20 protein-coding genes are annotated in these 18,949 nt (G+C 38.8%); 6 read left to right on the top strand and 14 right to left on the bottom strand.

Annotated elements, in window-relative coordinates:
• Window positions 1-79: 79 nt before the first annotated feature.
• The 11 genes from A6M14_RS12235 to A6M14_RS12185 all read right to left on the bottom strand — a co-directional run bounded on the left by A6M14_RS12235 (window position 80) and on the right by A6M14_RS12185 (window position 9,541).
• Entirely contained in the window at window positions 80-1,117 is a 1,038-nt protein-coding gene (locus A6M14_RS12235; RefSeq protein ID WP_152875394.1) for an Abi family protein, read from the bottom strand.
• A gap of 229 nt (window positions 1,118-1,346) precedes the next feature.
• Window positions 1,347-1,763: a F0F1 ATP synthase subunit epsilon gene (locus A6M14_RS12230; protein WP_152875392.1), complete on the bottom strand. Its 417-nt coding sequence runs from the start codon at window positions 1,761-1,763 to the stop codon at window positions 1,347-1,349.
• A gap of 27 nt (window positions 1,764-1,790) precedes the next feature.
• Window positions 1,791-3,185, bottom strand: coding sequence for a F0F1 ATP synthase subunit beta (atpD, locus tag A6M14_RS12225; protein WP_152875390.1), 1,395 nt, complete (start codon window positions 3,183-3,185; stop codon window positions 1,791-1,793).
• A gap of 26 nt (window positions 3,186-3,211) precedes the next feature.
• Entirely contained in the window at window positions 3,212-4,081 is an 870-nt protein-coding gene (gene atpG, locus A6M14_RS12220) for a F0F1 ATP synthase subunit gamma (protein ID WP_152875388.1), read from the bottom strand.
• A gap of 90 nt (window positions 4,082-4,171) precedes the next feature.
• Window positions 4,172-5,716 (bottom strand): F0F1 ATP synthase subunit alpha, encoded by a 1,545-nt coding sequence (gene atpA, locus A6M14_RS12215; protein ID WP_152875387.1) that lies wholly within the window; start codon window positions 5,714-5,716, stop codon window positions 4,172-4,174.
• 42 nt (window positions 5,717-5,758) lie between these two features.
• Window positions 5,759-6,295, bottom strand: a complete 537-nt coding sequence (locus A6M14_RS12210) for a F0F1 ATP synthase subunit delta (protein ID WP_152875385.1) — start codon at window positions 6,293-6,295, stop codon at window positions 5,759-5,761.
• A 12-nt stretch (window positions 6,296-6,307) separates the two neighbouring features.
• Window positions 6,308-6,778, bottom strand: coding sequence for a F0F1 ATP synthase subunit B (locus A6M14_RS12205; protein WP_152875384.1), 471 nt, complete (start codon window positions 6,776-6,778; stop codon window positions 6,308-6,310).
• Window positions 6,779-6,816: 38 nt separating this feature from the next.
• Window positions 6,817-7,062, bottom strand: a complete 246-nt coding sequence (atpE, locus tag A6M14_RS12200) for a F0F1 ATP synthase subunit C (RefSeq protein WP_000424060.1) — start codon at window positions 7,060-7,062, stop codon at window positions 6,817-6,819.
• An 87-nt stretch (window positions 7,063-7,149) separates the two neighbouring features.
• Window positions 7,150-8,025 (bottom strand): F0F1 ATP synthase subunit A, encoded by an 876-nt coding sequence (gene atpB / locus A6M14_RS12195; RefSeq protein WP_152875382.1) that lies wholly within the window; start codon window positions 8,023-8,025, stop codon window positions 7,150-7,152.
• A gap of 106 nt (window positions 8,026-8,131) precedes the next feature.
• The gene (locus A6M14_RS12190) at window positions 8,132-8,530 is read right to left on the bottom strand and encodes an ATP synthase subunit I (protein WP_152875380.1); all 399 of its coding nucleotides are present in this window, start codon (window positions 8,528-8,530) and stop codon (window positions 8,132-8,134) included.
• Between the two features lie 171 nt (window positions 8,531-8,701).
• Window positions 8,702-9,541, bottom strand: coding sequence for a metal ABC transporter solute-binding protein, Zn/Mn family (locus A6M14_RS12185; RefSeq protein ID WP_152875378.1), 840 nt, complete (start codon window positions 9,539-9,541; stop codon window positions 8,702-8,704).
• Between the two features lie 134 nt (window positions 9,542-9,675).
• Between A6M14_RS12185 and A6M14_RS12180 the strand changes: the two genes are divergently transcribed.
• From A6M14_RS12180 to znuB, 3 genes are read left to right on the top strand one after another with little or no spacing between them, the layout of a single operon-like run.
• Window positions 9,676-10,173, top strand: coding sequence for a transcriptional repressor (locus A6M14_RS12180; RefSeq protein ID WP_152875377.1), 498 nt, complete (start codon window positions 9,676-9,678; stop codon window positions 10,171-10,173).
• Window positions 10,155-10,937 (top strand): zinc ABC transporter ATP-binding protein ZnuC, encoded by a 783-nt coding sequence (znuC, locus tag A6M14_RS12175; protein ID WP_378226843.1) that lies wholly within the window; start codon window positions 10,155-10,157, stop codon window positions 10,935-10,937. Before A6M14_RS12180 ends, znuC begins: the two co-directional genes overlap by 19 nt.
• A 3-nt stretch (window positions 10,938-10,940) precedes the next feature.
• A complete protein-coding gene (gene znuB / locus A6M14_RS12170; RefSeq protein ID WP_152875374.1) occupies window positions 10,941-11,741 on the top strand; it encodes a zinc ABC transporter permease subunit ZnuB in 801 nt (266 codons plus the stop codon).
• Between the two features lie 237 nt (window positions 11,742-11,978).
• Here the strand turns inward: znuB and A6M14_RS12165 are convergent, their stop codons facing one another.
• On the bottom strand, window positions 11,979-12,602 hold the full coding sequence (locus A6M14_RS12165; RefSeq protein ID WP_152875373.1) for a LysE family transporter: 624 nt from the start codon (window positions 12,600-12,602) through the stop codon (window positions 11,979-11,981).
• A gap of 162 nt (window positions 12,603-12,764) precedes the next feature.
• On the opposite strand from A6M14_RS12165, the gene A6M14_RS12160 reads away from it, so the two are divergent.
• Window positions 12,765-13,685 (top strand): Dyp-type peroxidase, encoded by a 921-nt coding sequence (locus A6M14_RS12160; RefSeq protein WP_152875372.1) that lies wholly within the window; start codon window positions 12,765-12,767, stop codon window positions 13,683-13,685.
• Window positions 13,686-13,744: 59 nt separating this feature from the next.
• Here A6M14_RS12160 and A6M14_RS12155 read toward each other — a convergent pair whose 3' ends face one another.
• The gene (locus A6M14_RS12155; RefSeq protein ID WP_152875370.1) at window positions 13,745-15,445 is read right to left on the bottom strand and encodes an NAD-dependent malic enzyme; all 1,701 of its coding nucleotides are present in this window, start codon (window positions 15,443-15,445) and stop codon (window positions 13,745-13,747) included.
• Window positions 15,446-15,798: 353 nt separating this feature from the next.
• Complete coding sequence (locus tag A6M14_RS12150) at window positions 15,799-16,083, bottom strand: DUF2798 domain-containing protein (protein WP_152875367.1); 285 nt, start codon at window positions 16,081-16,083, stop codon at window positions 15,799-15,801.
• 197 nt (window positions 16,084-16,280) lie between these two features.
• On the opposite strand from A6M14_RS12150, the gene argS reads away from it, so the two are divergent.
• Both argS and A6M14_RS12140 read left to right on the top strand, forming a co-directional pair.
• Window positions 16,281-18,071: an arginine--tRNA ligase gene (argS, locus tag A6M14_RS12145; RefSeq protein ID WP_152875365.1), complete on the top strand. Its 1,791-nt coding sequence runs from the start codon at window positions 16,281-16,283 to the stop codon at window positions 18,069-18,071.
• A 209-nt stretch (window positions 18,072-18,280) separates the two neighbouring features.
• Entirely contained in the window at window positions 18,281-18,883 is a 603-nt protein-coding gene (locus tag A6M14_RS12140; protein WP_163122010.1) for an SPOR domain-containing protein, read from the top strand.
• The last annotated feature ends 66 nt before the right edge of the window (window positions 18,884-18,949 follow it).

The raw sequence follows: 18,949 nt of genomic DNA, 5'->3' as shown, positions 1-18,949 counted from the left end.
CACCTCATGTTTGAATTCGCCAAGGCTTTGATGAAGTGTTTAAGGTAAAAATTGTGGGGAATGGGGAGTTCCTTGTTAATTAAGTAATTCGATACAATGTATATACATTTTTATTATCATTAAAATATACAACTTTTTGCTTTGCTAATAAGCTATTTAATTGTTTCTTAAATTTAGATTTAGTAAAACCATTTCCAATCGTAATAAAATTCAATCTATACGAATTAAACCCATCTAAACTCAGCATCCATCTTAAATTTTTCAATTCACTAGATTGACAGTAATCCTCTGCAAGTAATGTATCCATCCAACTTAATGTTTCTTCTAAACGATCTAATATTAGGTTTAAAGAAGTTAATGTTTCATTTACATTTGTACTCTTTGACAATATAACATTACCTTTCTTATTTTGAGAATCTTTGTAGACTTCATCATATATTTCAGATACTTTCCATAAAGGTTCATGGTGAGCAATTCTATTTCTCACATCATTAATAAGTAAAAATCTATTATATAAAGTTTTTATATTCTTATTAATACTCCAAGGATTACTTAGAGGCTGTCTAGGTGGACGCATTACAAAAATAAAAGACTTTGAATAACGATGATTAGGAAATACAGAAAGTAATATGTCATCCCAAATAAAACTAGGATTTTTATCAAAAAGTGAACACCAGAACCCCAGAGTTAAACTTGCTATGACATCATCTGGTGATGGTATTTTCCTCAATGGAGTTTTAAATTTTGGATGATGCGTCTTATCTAAAACTTTACTTAAACTTTTATGTTCCAATAAGCCTGACTCATACCAATTACATGATTCTGCCGAACCAATAGTTCGAACAAAATTTGTAACTAATGGATTTTGACTCCTTTTATCAACCCTCTGTTTCGGGAAATTGTAATAGTAATTACTTAATGATTTATGAAGTTTATTTCTTACAGTAATTTCTATTAAGTTTAAAACTTTAAAAAAAGAATGACACAGATTTTCATTCCAAAAATATACACCTAATATTTCAGTATCAGATAAATTAGTCCCAAAATATCTACGATAAGAAGAAATTCTAGGCTGAGACATCAAGTCAAAAAAATGTTTTGGATTTCTTATTAACATTTTCTTACGTCGTTTAAGGTTGAAAATAATAAATATATAATATAGTATATTATATGTAAGCGCTTATAGCTTAACTATTATTCCCCCTTTTTTAAGCTGGTTTAATAGGTTATATGACGCAATGAATATAAGGGACATCTTAACAGGTGTCCCTTTTTTATTTTAAAAAATTAAGTATATAAAAAAACCACCCTTTCGGGTGGTTTTTTCAATCTCAAACCGTCTCTTATTAAGCGCGGTTTTTGATTTTGCGGATCGTTTCCAACTGAGCAGCAGTTTCTGCAAGAGCAGCCAAAGCAGCAGCAGCGTCCAAATCGCTCTTTTGATTTGCTAACAAGTTTTCAGCATTTTTACGTGCTTCAAGAATTGCAGCTTCATCTAAGTTGTCGGCACGAATTGCAGAATCTGCAAGAATCGTAACAACGTGCGGTTGAACTTCAAGAACACCACCCGATACATAGATTAACTCTTCTGTACCGTTTTCCAACAGAACGCGAATCGCGCCCGGTTGAAGCAAAGTTACTAACGGAGCATGTCCAGGCATAATACCTAACTCACCGCCAGCACCTTTAGCAATTAGCATAGTTACAGTGCCAGAGTACAAAGACTCTTTTACACTTACAACATCACATTGCATAGTCGCCATGAGAATCTCCTAAATTAGAGTAGCTAATTAAAGTTTCTCGGCTTTAGCAATAACTTCGTCAATACCACCAACCATATAGAACGCTTGTTCTGGGATGTGGTCGTATTCACCAGCTAGAAGACCTTTAAAGCCACGAATCGTTTCTTTAAGAGATACTAATTTACCAGGCGCGCCAGTAAATACTTCAGCTACGTGGAACGGTTGAGAGAAGAAACGTTGGATTTTACGCGCACGGTAAACAACCAATTTATCTTCTTCTGCAAGCTCATCCATACCAAGAATTGCGATAATGTCTTTCAATTCTTTGTAACGTTGTAAAACGTTTTGAACTGAACGAGCAATTTCGTAATGCTCAGTACCAACTACTAATGGATCAAGTTGGCGTGAAGTTGAGTCAAGTGGATCGATCGCTGGGTAAATACCAGAAGATGCGATGTCACGGCTCAATACAACAGTCGCGTCTAAGTGAGCGAATGTAGTAGCAGGCGATGGATCTGTTAAGTCATCGGCAGGTACGTATACCGCTTGAATTGACGTAATAGAACCAGACTTAGTAGATGTAATACGTTCTTGAAGAACACCCATCTCTTCTGCAAGAGTTGGTTGGTAACCTACTGCAGATGGCATACGACCTAGAAGTGCAGACACTTCGGTACCAGCCAATGTGTAACGGTAAATGTTGTCAACAAACAACAATACGTCACGGCCTTTACCGTTTTCGTCTTTCTCATCACGGAAGTATTCAGCCATAGTCAAACCAGTTAACGCTACGCGTAAACGGTTTCCTGGTGGCTCATTCATCTGACCGTAGACCATTGCTACTTTGTCTAGAACGTTAGAATCTTTCATTTCGTGATAGAAGTCATTACCTTCACGAGTACGCTCACCAACACCAGCAAACACAGATAAACCTGAGTGAGCTTTAGCGATGTTGTTGATCAATTCCATCATGTTTACAGTTTTACCAACGCCGGCACCACCGAACAGACCAACTTTACCACCTTTAGCAAACGGGCAAAGTAAATCAATTACTTTAATACCAGTTTCTAAAAGGTCAGTAGAAGCCGCTTGTTCAGCATAAGAAGGTGCTGCGCGGTGAATCGGTAAACGTGCTTCTGTCGCAACAGGACCAGCTTCGTCGATTGGGCGACCAAGAACGTCCATGATACGACCCAAACATGCTGTACCTACAGGTACAGAGATTGGAGCACCAGTGTTAACTACGTTCAAACCACGCTTAAGGCCTTCAGTAGAACCCATTGCAATAGTACGAACTACGCCATCACCAAGTTGTTGCTGAACTTCTAAAGTAGTTTCAGTACCATCTACTTGGAGAGCGTCATAGATCTTAGGAACGCTGTTGCGTTCAAACTCGACGTCGATTACCGCGCCGATGATCTGAATGATACGACCGCTATTCATTGCTGTCTCCTCAATTCAAAATAATGTTAAACGGCAGCGGCACCACCAACGATCTCAGAAATTTCCTGAGTAATCGCGGCTTGACGCAGCTTGTTATAAATAAGTTGTAGGCTCTTAATGATGTCGCCTGCGTTGTCAGTTGCAGCTTTCATTGCAACCATACGAGCAGACTGCTCACATGCGATGTTTTCAATCACACCTTGGTAAACTACAGACTCAATGTAACGAACCAATAAGCCATTTAAAAGCTCTTCAGCTTCTGGCTCATAGATATAATCCCAACCGTATTGACGGTTAAGAGACTCGTCACCTTCAGCAGCAGCTAAAGGAACAAGTTGTTCGATTTTTTGATTTTGAGTCATGGCATTTACAAAGCCGTTTGATACTAGATAAATACGATCTAACTCGCCTTTATCATAAGCATCTAACATCACCTGCACAGAACCAGTTAACTGTTCAAGACTTGGTGCATCGCCTACATTCGTAGTCGCACCAAGAACTTTACCGCCGTAGTTTTTAAAAAACGAAACCGCTTTTTGACCAATTAAAGCAAATTGAACTTCAATTGACTGCTCTTGTTGTTGCTGTACATGCTTAACAACTTTCTTGAACAAGTTAATGTTCAAGCCACCTGCCAAACCACGATCTGAAGAAACAACGATATAGCCAACGCGCTTTACAGGACGTTCAACCATATAACGGTGTTTGTATTCAGGATTCGCTTGTACCAAATGAGCAATTACACGGTGCATATTTTCGGCATACGGACGGCCTTGAGCCATGCGCTCTTGCGCACGACGCATCTTAGAAGCTGCTACCATCTGCATCGCGCGAGTAATCTTTTGCGTGCTTTTGATACTAGCTACTTTGGCGCGAATTTCTTTTAAATTTGCCATACGCTTAACCTAGTATTCGAAGGCCCTTGCGAGCCTCCGAAGGTTGATTCCGTGAACCAAACCAACACTAAATTTCAAACCAGTTGAAACTTAGTAAGTTTGAGTCGCTTTAAAGCTTTCAATACCTGCTTTGAATGCTGCTTCGATTTCTTTATCCCAAGCACCAGACTCGTCAATTTTTTGCATTAACGCAGCATTTTCTGAACGGAAGTAAGAAACAAGTGCAGCATCAAAGTCTACAATTTTCTTAACTTCAACGTCAGTCATATAACCTTCGTTAGATGCATAAATTGAAACAGCTTGGTCAGCGATTGAATATGGAGCATATTGTTTTTGCTTCATTAATTCAGTTACGCGTTGACCGTGTTCTAATTGCTTACGAGTTGCTTCATCAAGGTCAGAAGCAAACTGAGCAAACGCTGCTAATTCACGATATTGAGCCAAAGCGGTACGGATACCACCAGACAATTTTTTGATGATCTTAGTTTGCGCAGAACCACCAACACGAGATACAGAGATACCCGCGTTCACAGCAGGACGAATACCTGAGTTGAACAATGATGTTTCTAGGAAGATCTGACCATCAGTAATCGAAATTACGTTCGTTGGTACGAATGCAGATACGTCACCCGCTTGAGTTTCAATAATCGGCAATGCAGTTAATGAACCAGTTTGGCCTTTAACTTCACCGTTAGTGAATTTCTCAACGTAGTCAGCAGATACACGAGAAGCACGTTCAAGTAGACGTGAATGTAGATAGAACACGTCACCCGGATACGCTTCACGACCTGGTGGACGGCGTAAAAGCAATGAAATTTGACGATACGCAACAGCTTGCTTAGACAAGTCATCATAAATGATAAGCGCGTCTTCACCACGGTCACGGAAGTATTCACCCATTGTACAGCCAGAGTACGGAGCAAGATAAAGCATTGCTGCTGGATCTGATGCACCTGCTGCTACAACAGTTGTATACGCCATAGCGCCAGTTTCTTCTAGCTTGCGTACAACGTTAGCGATAGTCGATTGTTTTTGACCAATTGCTACGTATACACATTTAATGCCAGAGTTTTTCTGAGCGATGATCGCATCGATCGCCATTGCTGTTTTACCAGTTTGACGGTCACCAATGATCAACTCACGTTGACCACGGCCTACAGGGATCATTGTATCTACTGATTTATAACCAGTTTGTACAGGCTCATCCACTGATTGACGCCAAATTACGCCTGGTGCTACTTTTTCAACAGCACCAGTTAATTTAGCATCAATTGGGCCTTTAGCATCAATTGGGTTACCCAAAGCATCTACTACACGGCCTAAAAGTTCTGGACCAACCGGAACTTCTAATACACGACCTGTGCAACGAGCTTTTTGACCTTCTTGAAGGCTTAAGTAGTTACCTAAAACAACGACGCCCACTGAATCCTGTTCTAGGTTCAGTGCCATACCAAAAAGGCCGCCGTCGAATTCGATCATCTCACCGTACATTGCATCAGCAAGACCGTGAATACGCACAATACCGTCGGAAACCATAACAATGGTCCCTTCGTTCTTAGCGGTTGCGCTGGTGTCCAGATCGCCGATACGCTGTTTAATGAGCGCACTGATCTCGGATGGATTCAGTTGTTGCATTGCGCTATACCTCAATCTTTTTAAAGTTCAGTCTTCAAGCAATTAAGCAAGAAGACGAGTCCGCATTTTTTCAAGCTTGTTAAGCGCAGAATCATCTATCACTTGGTCGCCTGCACGAATAACTACACCAGCAATTAACTCTGGTTTAACTTCTACAGAAACGCTCACTGCTGCTTCGAATTTTTTCTCTAATGCATGTGCAAGTAATTGTTCTTGTACAGAAGTTAATGGGAATGCTGATTCAATCACAACATCCACAGTATTGTTATTCTGTGATTTGAGCTGTTCGTATTCTGCTGCAATTTCAGGTAGAAGTGATAAACGGCCGTTTTCGGCAAGCAATGTCAAAAAATTTGACACTGCAGCGTTTTGTTCTTCACCTAAAACTTTAGCAATCACACTCACCTGCTCAGCAGGAGTAAGCTCAGGGCGATTTAAGAAAGCTGAAAATGCTTCGTCTTGCACCGCAGCACTGAGCAATTCAAGTGCTTTTGACCAAGAGTCAGTTGCACTTTGCTCAGAAGCGTACGCAAATGCTGCTTTAGCGTATGGGCGTGCCAACGTCAAGAGTTCAGCCATAATCTGCCTCTCTTAAAGTTTAGCAGCCAGCTGAGTCAGCATGGCATTGTGAGCTTCTGCGTCAACTTGTTGGCTAAGAATTTTCTCAGCACCAACAACTGCAAGAGCAGCGACTTGTTGACGTAATTCTTCGCGAGCAGAATTGATTTCAGTATCAACAGCTTCTTTAGCCTGTTGACGAATACGCTCACCTTCAGCTGACGCTTGAGTACGCGCTTCTTCTACCAATTGCGCACCGCGACGGTTCGCTTGTTCGATCAATTGAGCCGCTTGTGCTTTCGCTGCGTCTAATTCAGCTTTCACTTGAGCTTGCGCATCGGCAAGATCAGCTTTCGCTTTTTCAGCAGCATTTAAGCCATCAGCGATTTTACGCTGACGCTCACTAATCGCATTGATTAGTGGTGGCCATACAAACTTCATGCAGAATGCGACAAACATCGCAAAAGCAATCGCTTGGCCAATCAATGTGAGGTTGATATTCATTGCTATTCCTCAATAGTTTAATTTAGGAATTAAGCTGATTAACCTACAAATGGATTAGCGAAGATGAAGAACAAGCCAATACCAACACCGATCATAGGCACAGCATCTAGAAGACCTGCGATTAAGAACATACGAGTTTGTAGTTGCGGAGCTAATTCTGGTTGACGAGCTACAGCTTCAAGGAAGCGACCGCCCAAAAGACCAAAACCAATCGCTGTACCTAAAGCACCAAAAGCGATCAAGATAGCAGATGCAATTGCAACTAGACCTAAAGTGAGTTCCATGATAATTCCTCAGAGGTTAGGTTTTATACCAAGTTAAATTAAAAAAAATTATAGGCCCAACCATCTTGTGATAGTTAGGCGATACCATTAATGTTTTTCGCTAGCCATACTCAAGTATACGATAGTTAGCATCATGAAAATGAATGCTTGTAACGTAATAACAAGAATGTGGAAGATCGCCCAAGGCACAGACAGAGCCCATTGGATCCAAAACGGTAATAACGCGATTAAGATGAAGATTAATTCACCTGCATACATGTTACCGAACAGTCGAAGAGCCAACGAAACTGGACGTGCAAGGAATGTTACTAATTCAAGAATTAAGTTCACTGGAATTAATAACGCTTTTGCAACTGGGTTACTTGGGTTAAATGGGTTAAGTGCCAATTCGCCAACAAAACCACTAATACCCTTTTCACGAATACTATAGAACAAGATTAAAACAAATACAGACAATGACATACCAAGGGTAATGTTAGGGTCCGTAGATGGAACGATCTTGAAGTAAACGTGATGAGGGTCCATACCAAATACGTGTGCACCAATCAATTGAGCTGTATACGGGATAAAGTCAACTGGCAGTAAATCCATTGCGTTCATGAGGAAAATCCACACGAAAATGGTTAATGCTAATGGCGCAATTAAACGTGATTTGCCATGGAAAGTGTCGCGAACACTTGAGTCCACAAATTCAATGATCATTTCAATTGCAGACTGGAACTTGGTAGGAATACCAGAGTTTGCAGCTTTCGCTACACACCAGAATAACAAACAGAAAATCACACCGAGCGTGATAGACCAACCCATAGAATCCAAGTGAATAGCAGTGAACCCCATCTGTTGAGCTTCATCAGCAGTTTCAGCTAACTTCCAAGAACCGTCTGGCATTTTGCCATAGGTCATGTTAGTCAAGTGATGCTTGATATACTCGGTCGAAGTAAGGGCATGTTCTTCAGCAGCCATAAATCACACCTGGTCAATGTCAAATACTAATATAGAGAGAACGAATATCGCGTGCTGCTTGATATCTCGTTCAACTCCAAAAAAACTTTTCAATTTTTTGATGTGCTTAGACTCGTTTCTGAAAGCGTGATACACAAAAAGGTGCAACCCACGACATGGCTTGAACGAGAATAAAACCACAAAACAATGCTGCCGCTGACAACGGCTTAACATTGCTCAAAATTAAAATGAATCCAACGATCACTATAGCAAACTTGCCCATCATGCCCCTATACATGTTCAAAAGAACTTGCTTCGTTGCTCGTGCGCCTGCCGTTCGAAACGACTGCCAAGAAAAATAACTACTGGCTAGCCAACAAACAAGTGCACCTAAAGCCGCACTATAAGCTGCAGTTGAGTCTTTCAAGACCAACGCAATCAAGGCTGAAACAGGAATCATACATGCTTGCATGAGGACTAAAGCTTTCGCTAATCGTCGATCAATCAAGCGACTAGTTCGGCTCATATACTTATCCACTTACAGCATTAATGCTTGACAAGTTTAACAGGTGATCGATTTTTATCGGAGGCATTATAGAGTTAGCCCCCTAAACATGCAATCATTTCCCGACCTAAGTCGAGTTTTTTTGCAACTATGTAACATTGTATTGGTATTTATTTTTGTTTAATAAACACATTACTTTCGTGCATTTAATACACATTTTTGTACTTCTTGAGCCAAATTACTCCATCCAACCACAAAGTCCCCTTCCCCGCTCATACTTTCATCCACCTTCTGAAACTCAATTTCACCCAGTTTTTGATATTGATTGCGACTGGCATGACCTTCTGCAAGTAAACACATTTTAGTCAAAGGACGACTATCATTTAAGTATTTAATTTGCGTAACAGTAGGTGCCATATGAGGGTCTGAAGTTAATGCACCTGCAAATTTTAAATTTAACGAACGTTCTAAATATTGATAAGCATCATGGAATGACCAATAAGGCTTTGTATATGACGTTACATTTAATTTATTTGCAGCAACCAACATGTCTTTTGCAAATTTTTGAGCATTTGCCCAATATTCAGCACGATGTTCTGGTTTTTGTTGTGAACGTAATGCGGCAATAAAGAAACCAATTCGAACCGCATTATTTGGATCTAACCAAACATGAGTATCGACTGTTGATTTTAATGATTCACCACGAACACCACGTTGTGGTAAGGCTTGAATAATCCCTGACTCTAAAATTGAAATAGCAGATGGGTTATTTGCCAATAATTTATTGAGCGGAGCCTCATGCTGAGGTCCTAACCAAATTACCAATGATGCATCTTGAATTGTCTTACGATGTGCTGGCGTTAAAGTGACATCATGACCAGACTGATCTTTCAATAATAATATTGGCTCTTCCACACCCTGTGTAATTTTTTGAGCAATTAAATAAATTGGATGTGTAGACACAACAACTGCCTGAGACCAACTCAAACTGCTGAGTAATGTAAAAACACAAAATGCAAAAAAACGGGACATGGAAAAATCACTTAAACGCCTCAATAATGTTATAGTATAACAAATTGATAAAAATACATATCCTGAATCGAAACTCTATTCACTTCATGTTAAAATTCAATGTATATTTTTTGCTCTAAATCTATGAGGTTGCTATGGGCTTATGTTCTCATGAACATCACGATGCTTTACACGGCGTACATGATCATCACAATATTGATCAACGTCTAGCAGACGCTGAAAGTCTTTGTGCAACAACAGGAGCTCGACTCACACCATTACGAAAAGAAGTTTTAGAACTTATTCTTTCTGCTTCTGGCCCTGTGGGTGCGTATGACCTTTTGGCAAAACTAAAAGGTGGCTCCGAACGCCCTGCCGCACCACCAACCGTTTATCGGACGCTTGATTTTTTATTAGAGAAAGGCTTTATTCATCGCCTTACCTCTATTAATGCTTATATTCCTTGTTGTCACCCAAGAGAAGGACATCAGGCTGCATTCTTAATTTGCACTGAGTGTAAATCTGTAACAGAGGCATCAGCACAAGGCTTATTAGAACAACTTGCAACCTTATCTGCTTCAGATAACTTTACCGCTTTTCATAGCATTATTGAAATTTCTGGAGTTTGTCAGCAGTGTCGCAACAAGCAATAACTGAACAACCTGTCATTGAACTAAAAGGCATCTTTGTTCATATAGATGGTAGAGAAATTTTAAAAAATGTAGATTTCACTTTATATGATCGTGAAATTGTCACGCTCATTGGTCCAAATGGTGCCGGAAAATCCACACTCATTAAAGTTCTGCTTGGTATTATTAAGCCAAAATCTGGAACTATTCATAGTTCAAACGAGCTTAAATTTGCGTATGTTCCACAAAAGTTTAATCCATCTTACAGCTTGCCTTTAAGAGTCAAAGATTTGCTTAATCTTGAAGCCTGCCCTGCGGAAGTGAAAGCACAGATTATTCAAGATACAGGTATTGCAAAACTCGAAAATTCAAAAGTACAGCAACTTTCAGGTGGTGAACGCCAACGTGTTTTACTCGCACGTGCCTTATTAAGACAACCGAATGTTTTAGTCCTTGATGAGCCAATGCAAGGTCTCGATATTCAATCTGAAGCAGAACTTTACGACTATGTTCGTAGCCTTCCTGAAAAGTATAATTGTTCAATTCTTATTGTTTCACATGATTTACAGTGGGTGATGCAAGGAACTCAACGCGTTATTTGCCTAAACAAACATATTTGCTGTAGTGGATTACCTGAAAATATTCAGCAAGAGCCAGCCTACCAAGAAATTTTTGGCACCAACCGCGTTTTCTATCAACATCATCACAATCACTGCGGTCATGGTGATACTGCAACACCTTGCCAACATGATTCTCGCCCACACATTCACCCAGAACCGGAAGTTTAAGTCATGATGGAATGGTTACAACTACTATTGCCTGCATGGACGATGGGAACGCTTTTAGTTTTCTTAACCGCACCTCTAGGTTGTTTAATGTTATGGCGTCGGATGTCTTTCTTTGCAGACACGATGGCTCACGGTACATTATTAGGCGTTGCCGTTGCAGGTATTTTAAGTTTACCTCTGTGGGTAGGCGTGACATTTTTGGCATTATTATTGGTTGGTGTTCTATGGGTACTACATGACCCTCGCCTACCTAACGATGCCCTATTGGCGCTTTGCTCAGCAACATTACTATGTTCTGGTCTCTTATTAATACAATACCTACCTGCTTTACGCCCCGAATTACTTAGCTATTTATTTGGTGATTTATTACAAATTTCATGGGCAGACTTACCTATGTTTACTGTTGTAATCGCTATTGCTTTGGTTATTCTTTATAAGTATTGGACAGCACAAATTCAGATTGCAATTGACCCCGACATTGCAATGAGCGAAGGCGTAAATGCAAATTGGCAGCGTTTAATATTTATGCTTTTACTTGCTCTATTTACCGTTTTAGCTTTACGCGCTGTTGGCTCATTACTAATGGGTGCCTTATTGGTGATTCCTGCCTTAACAGCTCGCTTAGTTGCACATTCACCAAAGCAAATGGTGATTTGGGCATTTATCATTGCACAAATTGGGGTTAGCATTGGCTTATGGTCAAGTGCAGGCTTAGATATATCTACAGGATTAAGCATTGTTTTAACCATGTCTATTCTATTTGCTCTGATCTTTATTGTGCAAAAAGTGAAGAAATTAGTTTAAAACTGAATACAACTTAAAAAGCCACATTAAATGTGGCTTTTTTATTCATTGCAAAATGACAGAAAAAAAAGAGACTCCTTAGCTTGGGGGAGCGAAGGAGTCTTAAAATACAAAACTTGTGGAGTTTTTTGTTGTTTTGTTCTTATAATGAGAGCTATATCACATTATTTTTTGGTGTCAAACTTTTTTTGACCTTTTTTTGATCTTTTTTAAGGTGTCGATAAAATCATGGTTTGTTCATGCTTGCTGTACAAAACTGAGCAGACTTGCCGCACAAGCAAACAAAACAGCAAATGTTCGATTCATTATTTTTTGTTGTTTTGCAGATTTCAACATTCTTAAAACTTTTGCTGCCAAACCTGTATAACCCGCCATTACCACCAAATCGATACTAATCATAGTAATTGCCATGATTGTATATTGATGCCACTGTGGTTTGGATAAATCTAGAAACTGAGGTAATACCGCCAATAAAAATACCACTGCCTTCGGATTACTCATATTCACGAGAAAGCCATATAGAACAAGTTGAGTTCGAGATTTATTTGGTAGATCATTTTTAATATCTATAGATTGTATCGGTGCATTCCACTGCAAGTAAGCGAGATACAATAAATAAGTAACACCAAACCACTTCACTACCCAAAATGCCCAAGGATTTGTCGTAAATAAAACCCCTACTCCTGCAGCAACAATTGTAATTTGTAACAAAAGTGCCAGTTGCAGCCCTAAAACACTCCAATATCCATGACGGAAGCCATAATTTAATCCACTCGACATAGATGCAATTGCACCTGCACCCGGAGAAATACTAATCACCCAACATGCAAGCATGAAAGCAATCCACATTTGATAGGACATCATTAAACCGTATAAAAAAAGATCGAAGCATTATAAAACCATTCCACTTTTCATTGCTTTAAAATTCAATGATGAATTATTTGTTTTATACTATTCAGAGCTTTCCCCATCAGGCACAATAAACAAAGTTTGTAAGAAAGATAAAATATTCAGGAGCCATGAATGACCGCCCAATCTGTAATTTTGCCATTACCATCAGATCATGCTCGATTTATTGTTTTACGTTTAAAAAATTTAAGTCTTGAAGAACTCAAAGAAAAATTTGAAGATCTATTATCAACACGTGATCGCTTAATCACACAACATCCACATGCAGAAATTAAAACTGCTATCGCATTTGGTCCAGAACTTTGGGATCAACTTTATCAAAAAAGACCTGAAGGCTTTAAACAACTAACACCCATTCAAGGCTCATTTGAAATGCCTGTTGTCCCTGCCGATGTCATTATTCACATTGCATCACAACGAGCAGACTTGTGTTTCACACTGAGCCAAGCATTCTTTGATGGTATTCAAGATAAAGTTGACGTTTTAAATGAACGTGTTTGCTTCCGCCAATTTGATGGTCGAGACTTAACAGGCTTTATTGATGGTACCGAAAATCCTCAATTTCCTGATGATCGTGCTGAAACAGCTCTACTACCTGAAGAAACAGATGAGTTCGCTGATGGTTCTTTCATTTTTGCGCAGCGTTACGCACATAATTTAGAAAAATGGAAAAAGTTAAAAGTTGATGCACAAGAACATGTGATTGGTCGTACAAAATTAGAAAGTATTGAACTTGATGACGAGATTCAACCAGAAAATTCACATGTTTCTCGCACTGTTGTAGAAGATGATGACGGCGAAGAATTGGCAATTTTGCGCCACTCACTTCCTTATGGTGATGGTAAAGGCGATCAGGGCTTATTCTTTATTGCTTACACCAACGATTTAGCTATTATTGATTCAATGCTTTTGCGCATGTTTGGTACAAGCGGCGATGGTATTCACGATCGACTTCTGCACTTTGTTACACCAAAAGATGGCGCTTACTTCTTTGCACCAAGTGAAGAGCTATTAGAAACCATTTTAGAAAATTAATATTTGTAATATCAAAAATAAAAAAAGGGAGCTTTTACTCCCTTTTTAACAAATATTACTTAATAAGTAACACGGTTATAATCACGATATTCTGGCTTCCAGAAATTCGCTTCTATTGCTTCATTTAACAAATCATCAGTTATAACAGGTGCAACACCTGCTTCCATTGCTGCCTTTGCTACTTTAAATGCAATGATTTTTGAAACCTTTTGAATCTCATTCAAATCAGGTAATAAATCTGCATCAATATTTTGTAACTTTGGAGAGCAATCTGCTAAAGCATTACTTGAAGCCATTAACATGCTTTCAGTTACACGCGTCGCACCCACTGCTAACACCCCCAAACCAATACCGGGGAAAATATATGAATTATTACATTGCGAAATATTGAATGTTTTACCTTCATACTCCACAGGTTCAAATGGACTGCCCGTTGCAATAAGTGCACGACCTTCTGTCCATTTAATAATGTCTGATGGAATAGCTTCTACACGCGAAGTCGGGTTAGATAAAGGCAAAATAATTGGACGCTCACAATGTTGAGCAAGCGTTCTAATCACTTCTTCCGTGAATAAACCCGGCTGACCAGAAACACCAATGAGTACCGATGGTTTTGCATTTTTCACAACATCTAATAATGTGATGATTTCACCTTCAGATGCCCATGCAGCAACATCTTCATGATTTTGTGCCAATTTACTTTGAAAATTGAGTAAATCTGGTTGTTCATGCGTAACTAAACCAAAACGATCAACCATCAACACACGTTTACGTGCTTGTGCATCTGTTAAGCCTTCCGCAACCATTTGCGAAACAATTTGTTCTGCAATACCGCAACCCGCAGAACCTGCACCTAAGAAAGTCACCATTTGGTCTTTCAACTGTTTACCCGCAGCGCGTGAAGCAGCAATTAAACTACCAACAGATACTGCCGCTGTACCTTGAATATCATCATTAAAACAACAAACTTTATCGCGGTATTTAGTCAATAAAGGCATTGCATTCACTTGTGCAAAGTCTTCAAATTGAATTAAAACTTTTGGCCAACGACGCTGAATAGCAGCCATAATTTCATCAACAAAACTATAGTATTCTTCACCACGAATACGCGGATGTTTTAAACCCATATAAAGAGGATCATTTAACAGTTCTTCGTTATTTGTTCCCACATCAATGGTAATTGGCAACGTGTATGCTGGACTAATACCACCACATGCTGTGTATAGCGATAATTTACCAATTGGAATCCCCATACCACCAATACCTTGGTCGCCTAGACCAAGAATACGTTCACCATCCGTAATTACGATAACTTTCACATTTTTCTTATTCACATTATGCAAAATTTCATCAACTTGATAACGATCTGAATATGAAATAAATACACCACGATGACGACGATAAATATCAGAGAAACGCTGACATGCCTCACCCACAGTTGGCGTATAAATGATAGGAAGCATTTCGCTTAAACGGTTTTCAACCAAATGATAAAACAACGTTTCGTTAGTATCTTGAATATTGCGTAAATAGATATGTTTATTAATGGCTTCATCGAATGCGCTATATTGTTGATACGAGCGCTGACTTTGCTCTTCAATGGTTTCAACAACACGCGGGATTAACCCATTTAAATTAAAAGTTGTACGCTCTTCGTCGCTAAATGCCGAACCCTTATTCAAAAGGGGTAATTCTAAAAGGGTGTTACCTGCATAAGGAATATATAAAGGTTTCTTAGACTTGGTCTTATCTGATGTCATTTCCGATCTCATTGTGGCGGTCAGCAGATGAAATAATATGGGAGAATTTATTCCATCTATATTTACTTGCTATAGCTTAACGTCATTTCACCAAGAAATGTCATTTAGTTAAATGATAATGATTTTAAGATGATTTAGCCAATGAATAAAAATAGGGTTTCTATACTTTTTCCCATTAAAATCCAATATTTTTAATAGAAAAATACCAAAAATAATTCGTTTTTTATAAAAATTTAACTTTTTATGAAATTTATCTAATCTATCAATATTCTTATTTTCAGCATTTTTTGAGATTTTGTCATTTTTTTAAGAAATACCTATTACTTAAATTGGAATAGATATTTCTATCTTTTCTATTTTGGCGGCATAATTTGTCGCATATCAACAAATACACTTGCCAATCTTCTTACCCACGGCAATAAAACCAATACAACAGGAAATGCAATTGCCCAAGACACCATCCAGTTTTCAAACCAAAATGCCATAAAACCGTCATGCCAACCTAAATTTCGAAGCATATTAATAAAGGAAATAATACCGCTCATTAAACACGATAAAAAAAATGGAATAACCACAGTTGCCCATTTCACTGGAAGTTTCGGGATATCACCAAATATCATTGGACGATTTCTCGACATTTTCTATTCCTATACGCCATTTTTAAGGGCTTTTGAATATGCCATAAAGTAGCGATTAATTCTTTTTAATTCATCAAAATTCAATAAATAGACAAAATATTTATCGAACAATATTCATTCAGTACAATTGCGTTTACCTAAAGACCTCGAAATTTGCTATATTTGTCGTTTTTCCGCGACATCTTTTTCGACTGATTATGAATACGGCAATACAAGCAGCGCTCGATCATGCAGTGCAATCCCTTCAAGCTGAAGGTGTACTCCCATCTGACTGGAATAATACTAGCATTTTGACTCGTACTAAAGATCGAAGTCATGGTGATTTTGCATCTAATATTGCAATGATTGGTTCTAAAGCTGCAGGCATGAAACCCCGTGATTTAGCCGAAAAAATTCTTGCGAATCTTCCTGAAGTTGCAGATATCAGCAAAGCAGAAATTGCGGGTCCTGGTTTTATCAACTTCTTCTTAAATGCAGATCAACGTTTTATTGTTTTAGATCAAATTCAAGCACAAAAAGATCAGTTTGGTCGTACTCAAGCCAATGCTGAAAAACGCATTCAAGTTGAATTTGTATCTGCAAACCCGACTTCTAGCCTTCACGTAGGTCATGGTCGTGGCGCTGCTTACGGTATGACCGTTGCAAATTTACTTGAAGCAACAGGTGCTAAAGTAGATCGCGAATACTATGTAAATGATGCTGGTCGTCAAATGGACATCCTTGCAACATCTACATACCTTCGTTATTTAGAGCTAACAGGTCAAGAATTGGTATTCCCTAAAAATGCATACCAAGGCGACTACGTAAAAGAAATTGCTCAAAGCATTATCGACAAAGATGGCGATGCTTATGTACACCCTGTTGCCGATGTTTATAAAGATGTTCCTGAAGATGTTCAATTTGCTGCTGAACTTGATGCAGATGGCAACAAAGTTGTGCTTTCAGGCGATAAAGAAAAACATATTGATGGCTTAATCTTTAACTCTCAAACGCTTATTGGCACAGGTTATCGCGTATTCCTTCAAGCTGCATTAAAAGCCATTCTTGATGATATTAAAGATGACTTAGGCGAATTTGGCGTAACATTCAATCAATGGTTCAGCGAAGAATCATTGACAGACAAAATTGAAGAAGCACTTCAAACCCTAGATCAACGTGGCTTCTTATACGAAAAAGATGGCAACATTTGGTTTAAATCGACCGATTTTGGTGATGAAAAAGACCGTGTTGTGAAACGTCGTAATGGTCAAACCACTTACTTTGCATCTGACATCGCATATCACTTGAACAAACTTCAACGTGGTTATACAGATATTATTGATATTTGGGGTTCAGATCACCATGGTTATATTGCTCGCGTAAAAGCAGCAATTGATGCAATGGGCTATGACTCTAAAAAATTGACTGTTCTTCTGGTTCAGTTTGTAAGCTTATGGCGTGGTGGTGAGATGGTTCAAATGTCATCTCGTTCAGGTCAATTTGTAACTTTACGCGATCTTCGTAAAGAAGTAGGTATCGACGCGGCTCGTTTCTACTACGTAATGCGTAAGTCTGAACAGCACATTGATTTTGACCTAGACCTTGCTGTATCACAAAGCAAAGACAATGCCGTTTACTATATTCAATATGCGCATGCTCGTATTTGCCGTATGCTAGAAAAAGCAGTATCTACGGGTATTAATTTCTCTGTAGAAAATGCACGTCAATTTGCTGAAAAGCTAGAGCTTGATGCTGAAGCTGAAGTATTGGCAAAACTTGCTGCATATCCTGAAATTCTAACTCGCGCTGCAAATAGCTATGAACCACATCAAGTGGGTAACTATTTGAAAGAACTTGCTGCGCTATTCCATGCTTGGTACAACGAAAATAAAGTACTTGGTGATGATGCAGAATTAACGCAAGCACGTTTATTGTTGTCTGTGAATGTTCAACAAGTGCTTAAAAATGGCTTAGAGCTTCTTGGTGTAAGTGCACCTGAGAGTATGTAAGCGAAATAAATAGCTGCAAATTATTTAATTTGCAAAATGATGGTGTCCATAAGTGACATCATCATTTATTTTAAATTACGATATACAGGGAATTAATTTCCTGTAATATCAAACAGTAAACTTACAAATGTAGATGTTCCACCTTCTTAATATACTTAAGTAACATCTAATTTGATCATGTAACAATTAATAATAAATGGGGCTCCATCGTGTTTGGAAAAACTCAACGCGGCGTATCAGAAAGACCGAATAAACCCAAAAAGCCACTTATTCCTGCTTGGCTAGGAACACTTGTGGTCATTTTAATTGTACTTTCTTTTGCTGTAGCACTTCTTTTATGGAAACCTTGGGAACCCGTTCAAGCTAAAGATCAAATTGGCCCAAATCAAGATAAAGAAGAAACAAATAAAGATTATCGTTTCTATGATTTGCTTCCGCAGCAACAAGTTACCCCTATTCCTGAACAAGCTGTTCCTGAAACAAAAGATAAAAGCCCAATTGTAATTATTGAAGCACCAGCAAATAGTACCCCTGCTTCAGAGGCAACTGCAGGGATCAATACTGAACAAAATATCGCGCCTAGAACAAGCTATATCTTACAAGTTCGTAGCTATAATGATCCTGATGCGGCTGATGCCCGCCGTGCTGAAATTATTTTAAATGGTCTCTCTGCCGATGTTATGAAAACAACGGAGCGTGGAGAAACTTGGTACAGAGTAATTTCTGGCCCTTATGATTCACAAGAATCTGCACTCATTGCACAACAGACTTTACAACACAGCGGAATTGATTCCATTGTTGTAAAACGCTAAGTTCAAATTTTAAAGAATAAAAAAGATGCTTAAAGCATCTTTTTTAGGTGGTGTTTCCAAAAGTAT

The sequence above is a fragment of the Acinetobacter portensis genome (genome assembly GCF_009372215.1).
GTDB lineage: Bacteria > Pseudomonadota > Gammaproteobacteria > Pseudomonadales > Moraxellaceae > Acinetobacter > Acinetobacter portensis.
This window is presented reverse-complemented; position numbering and strand designations above follow the sequence as displayed.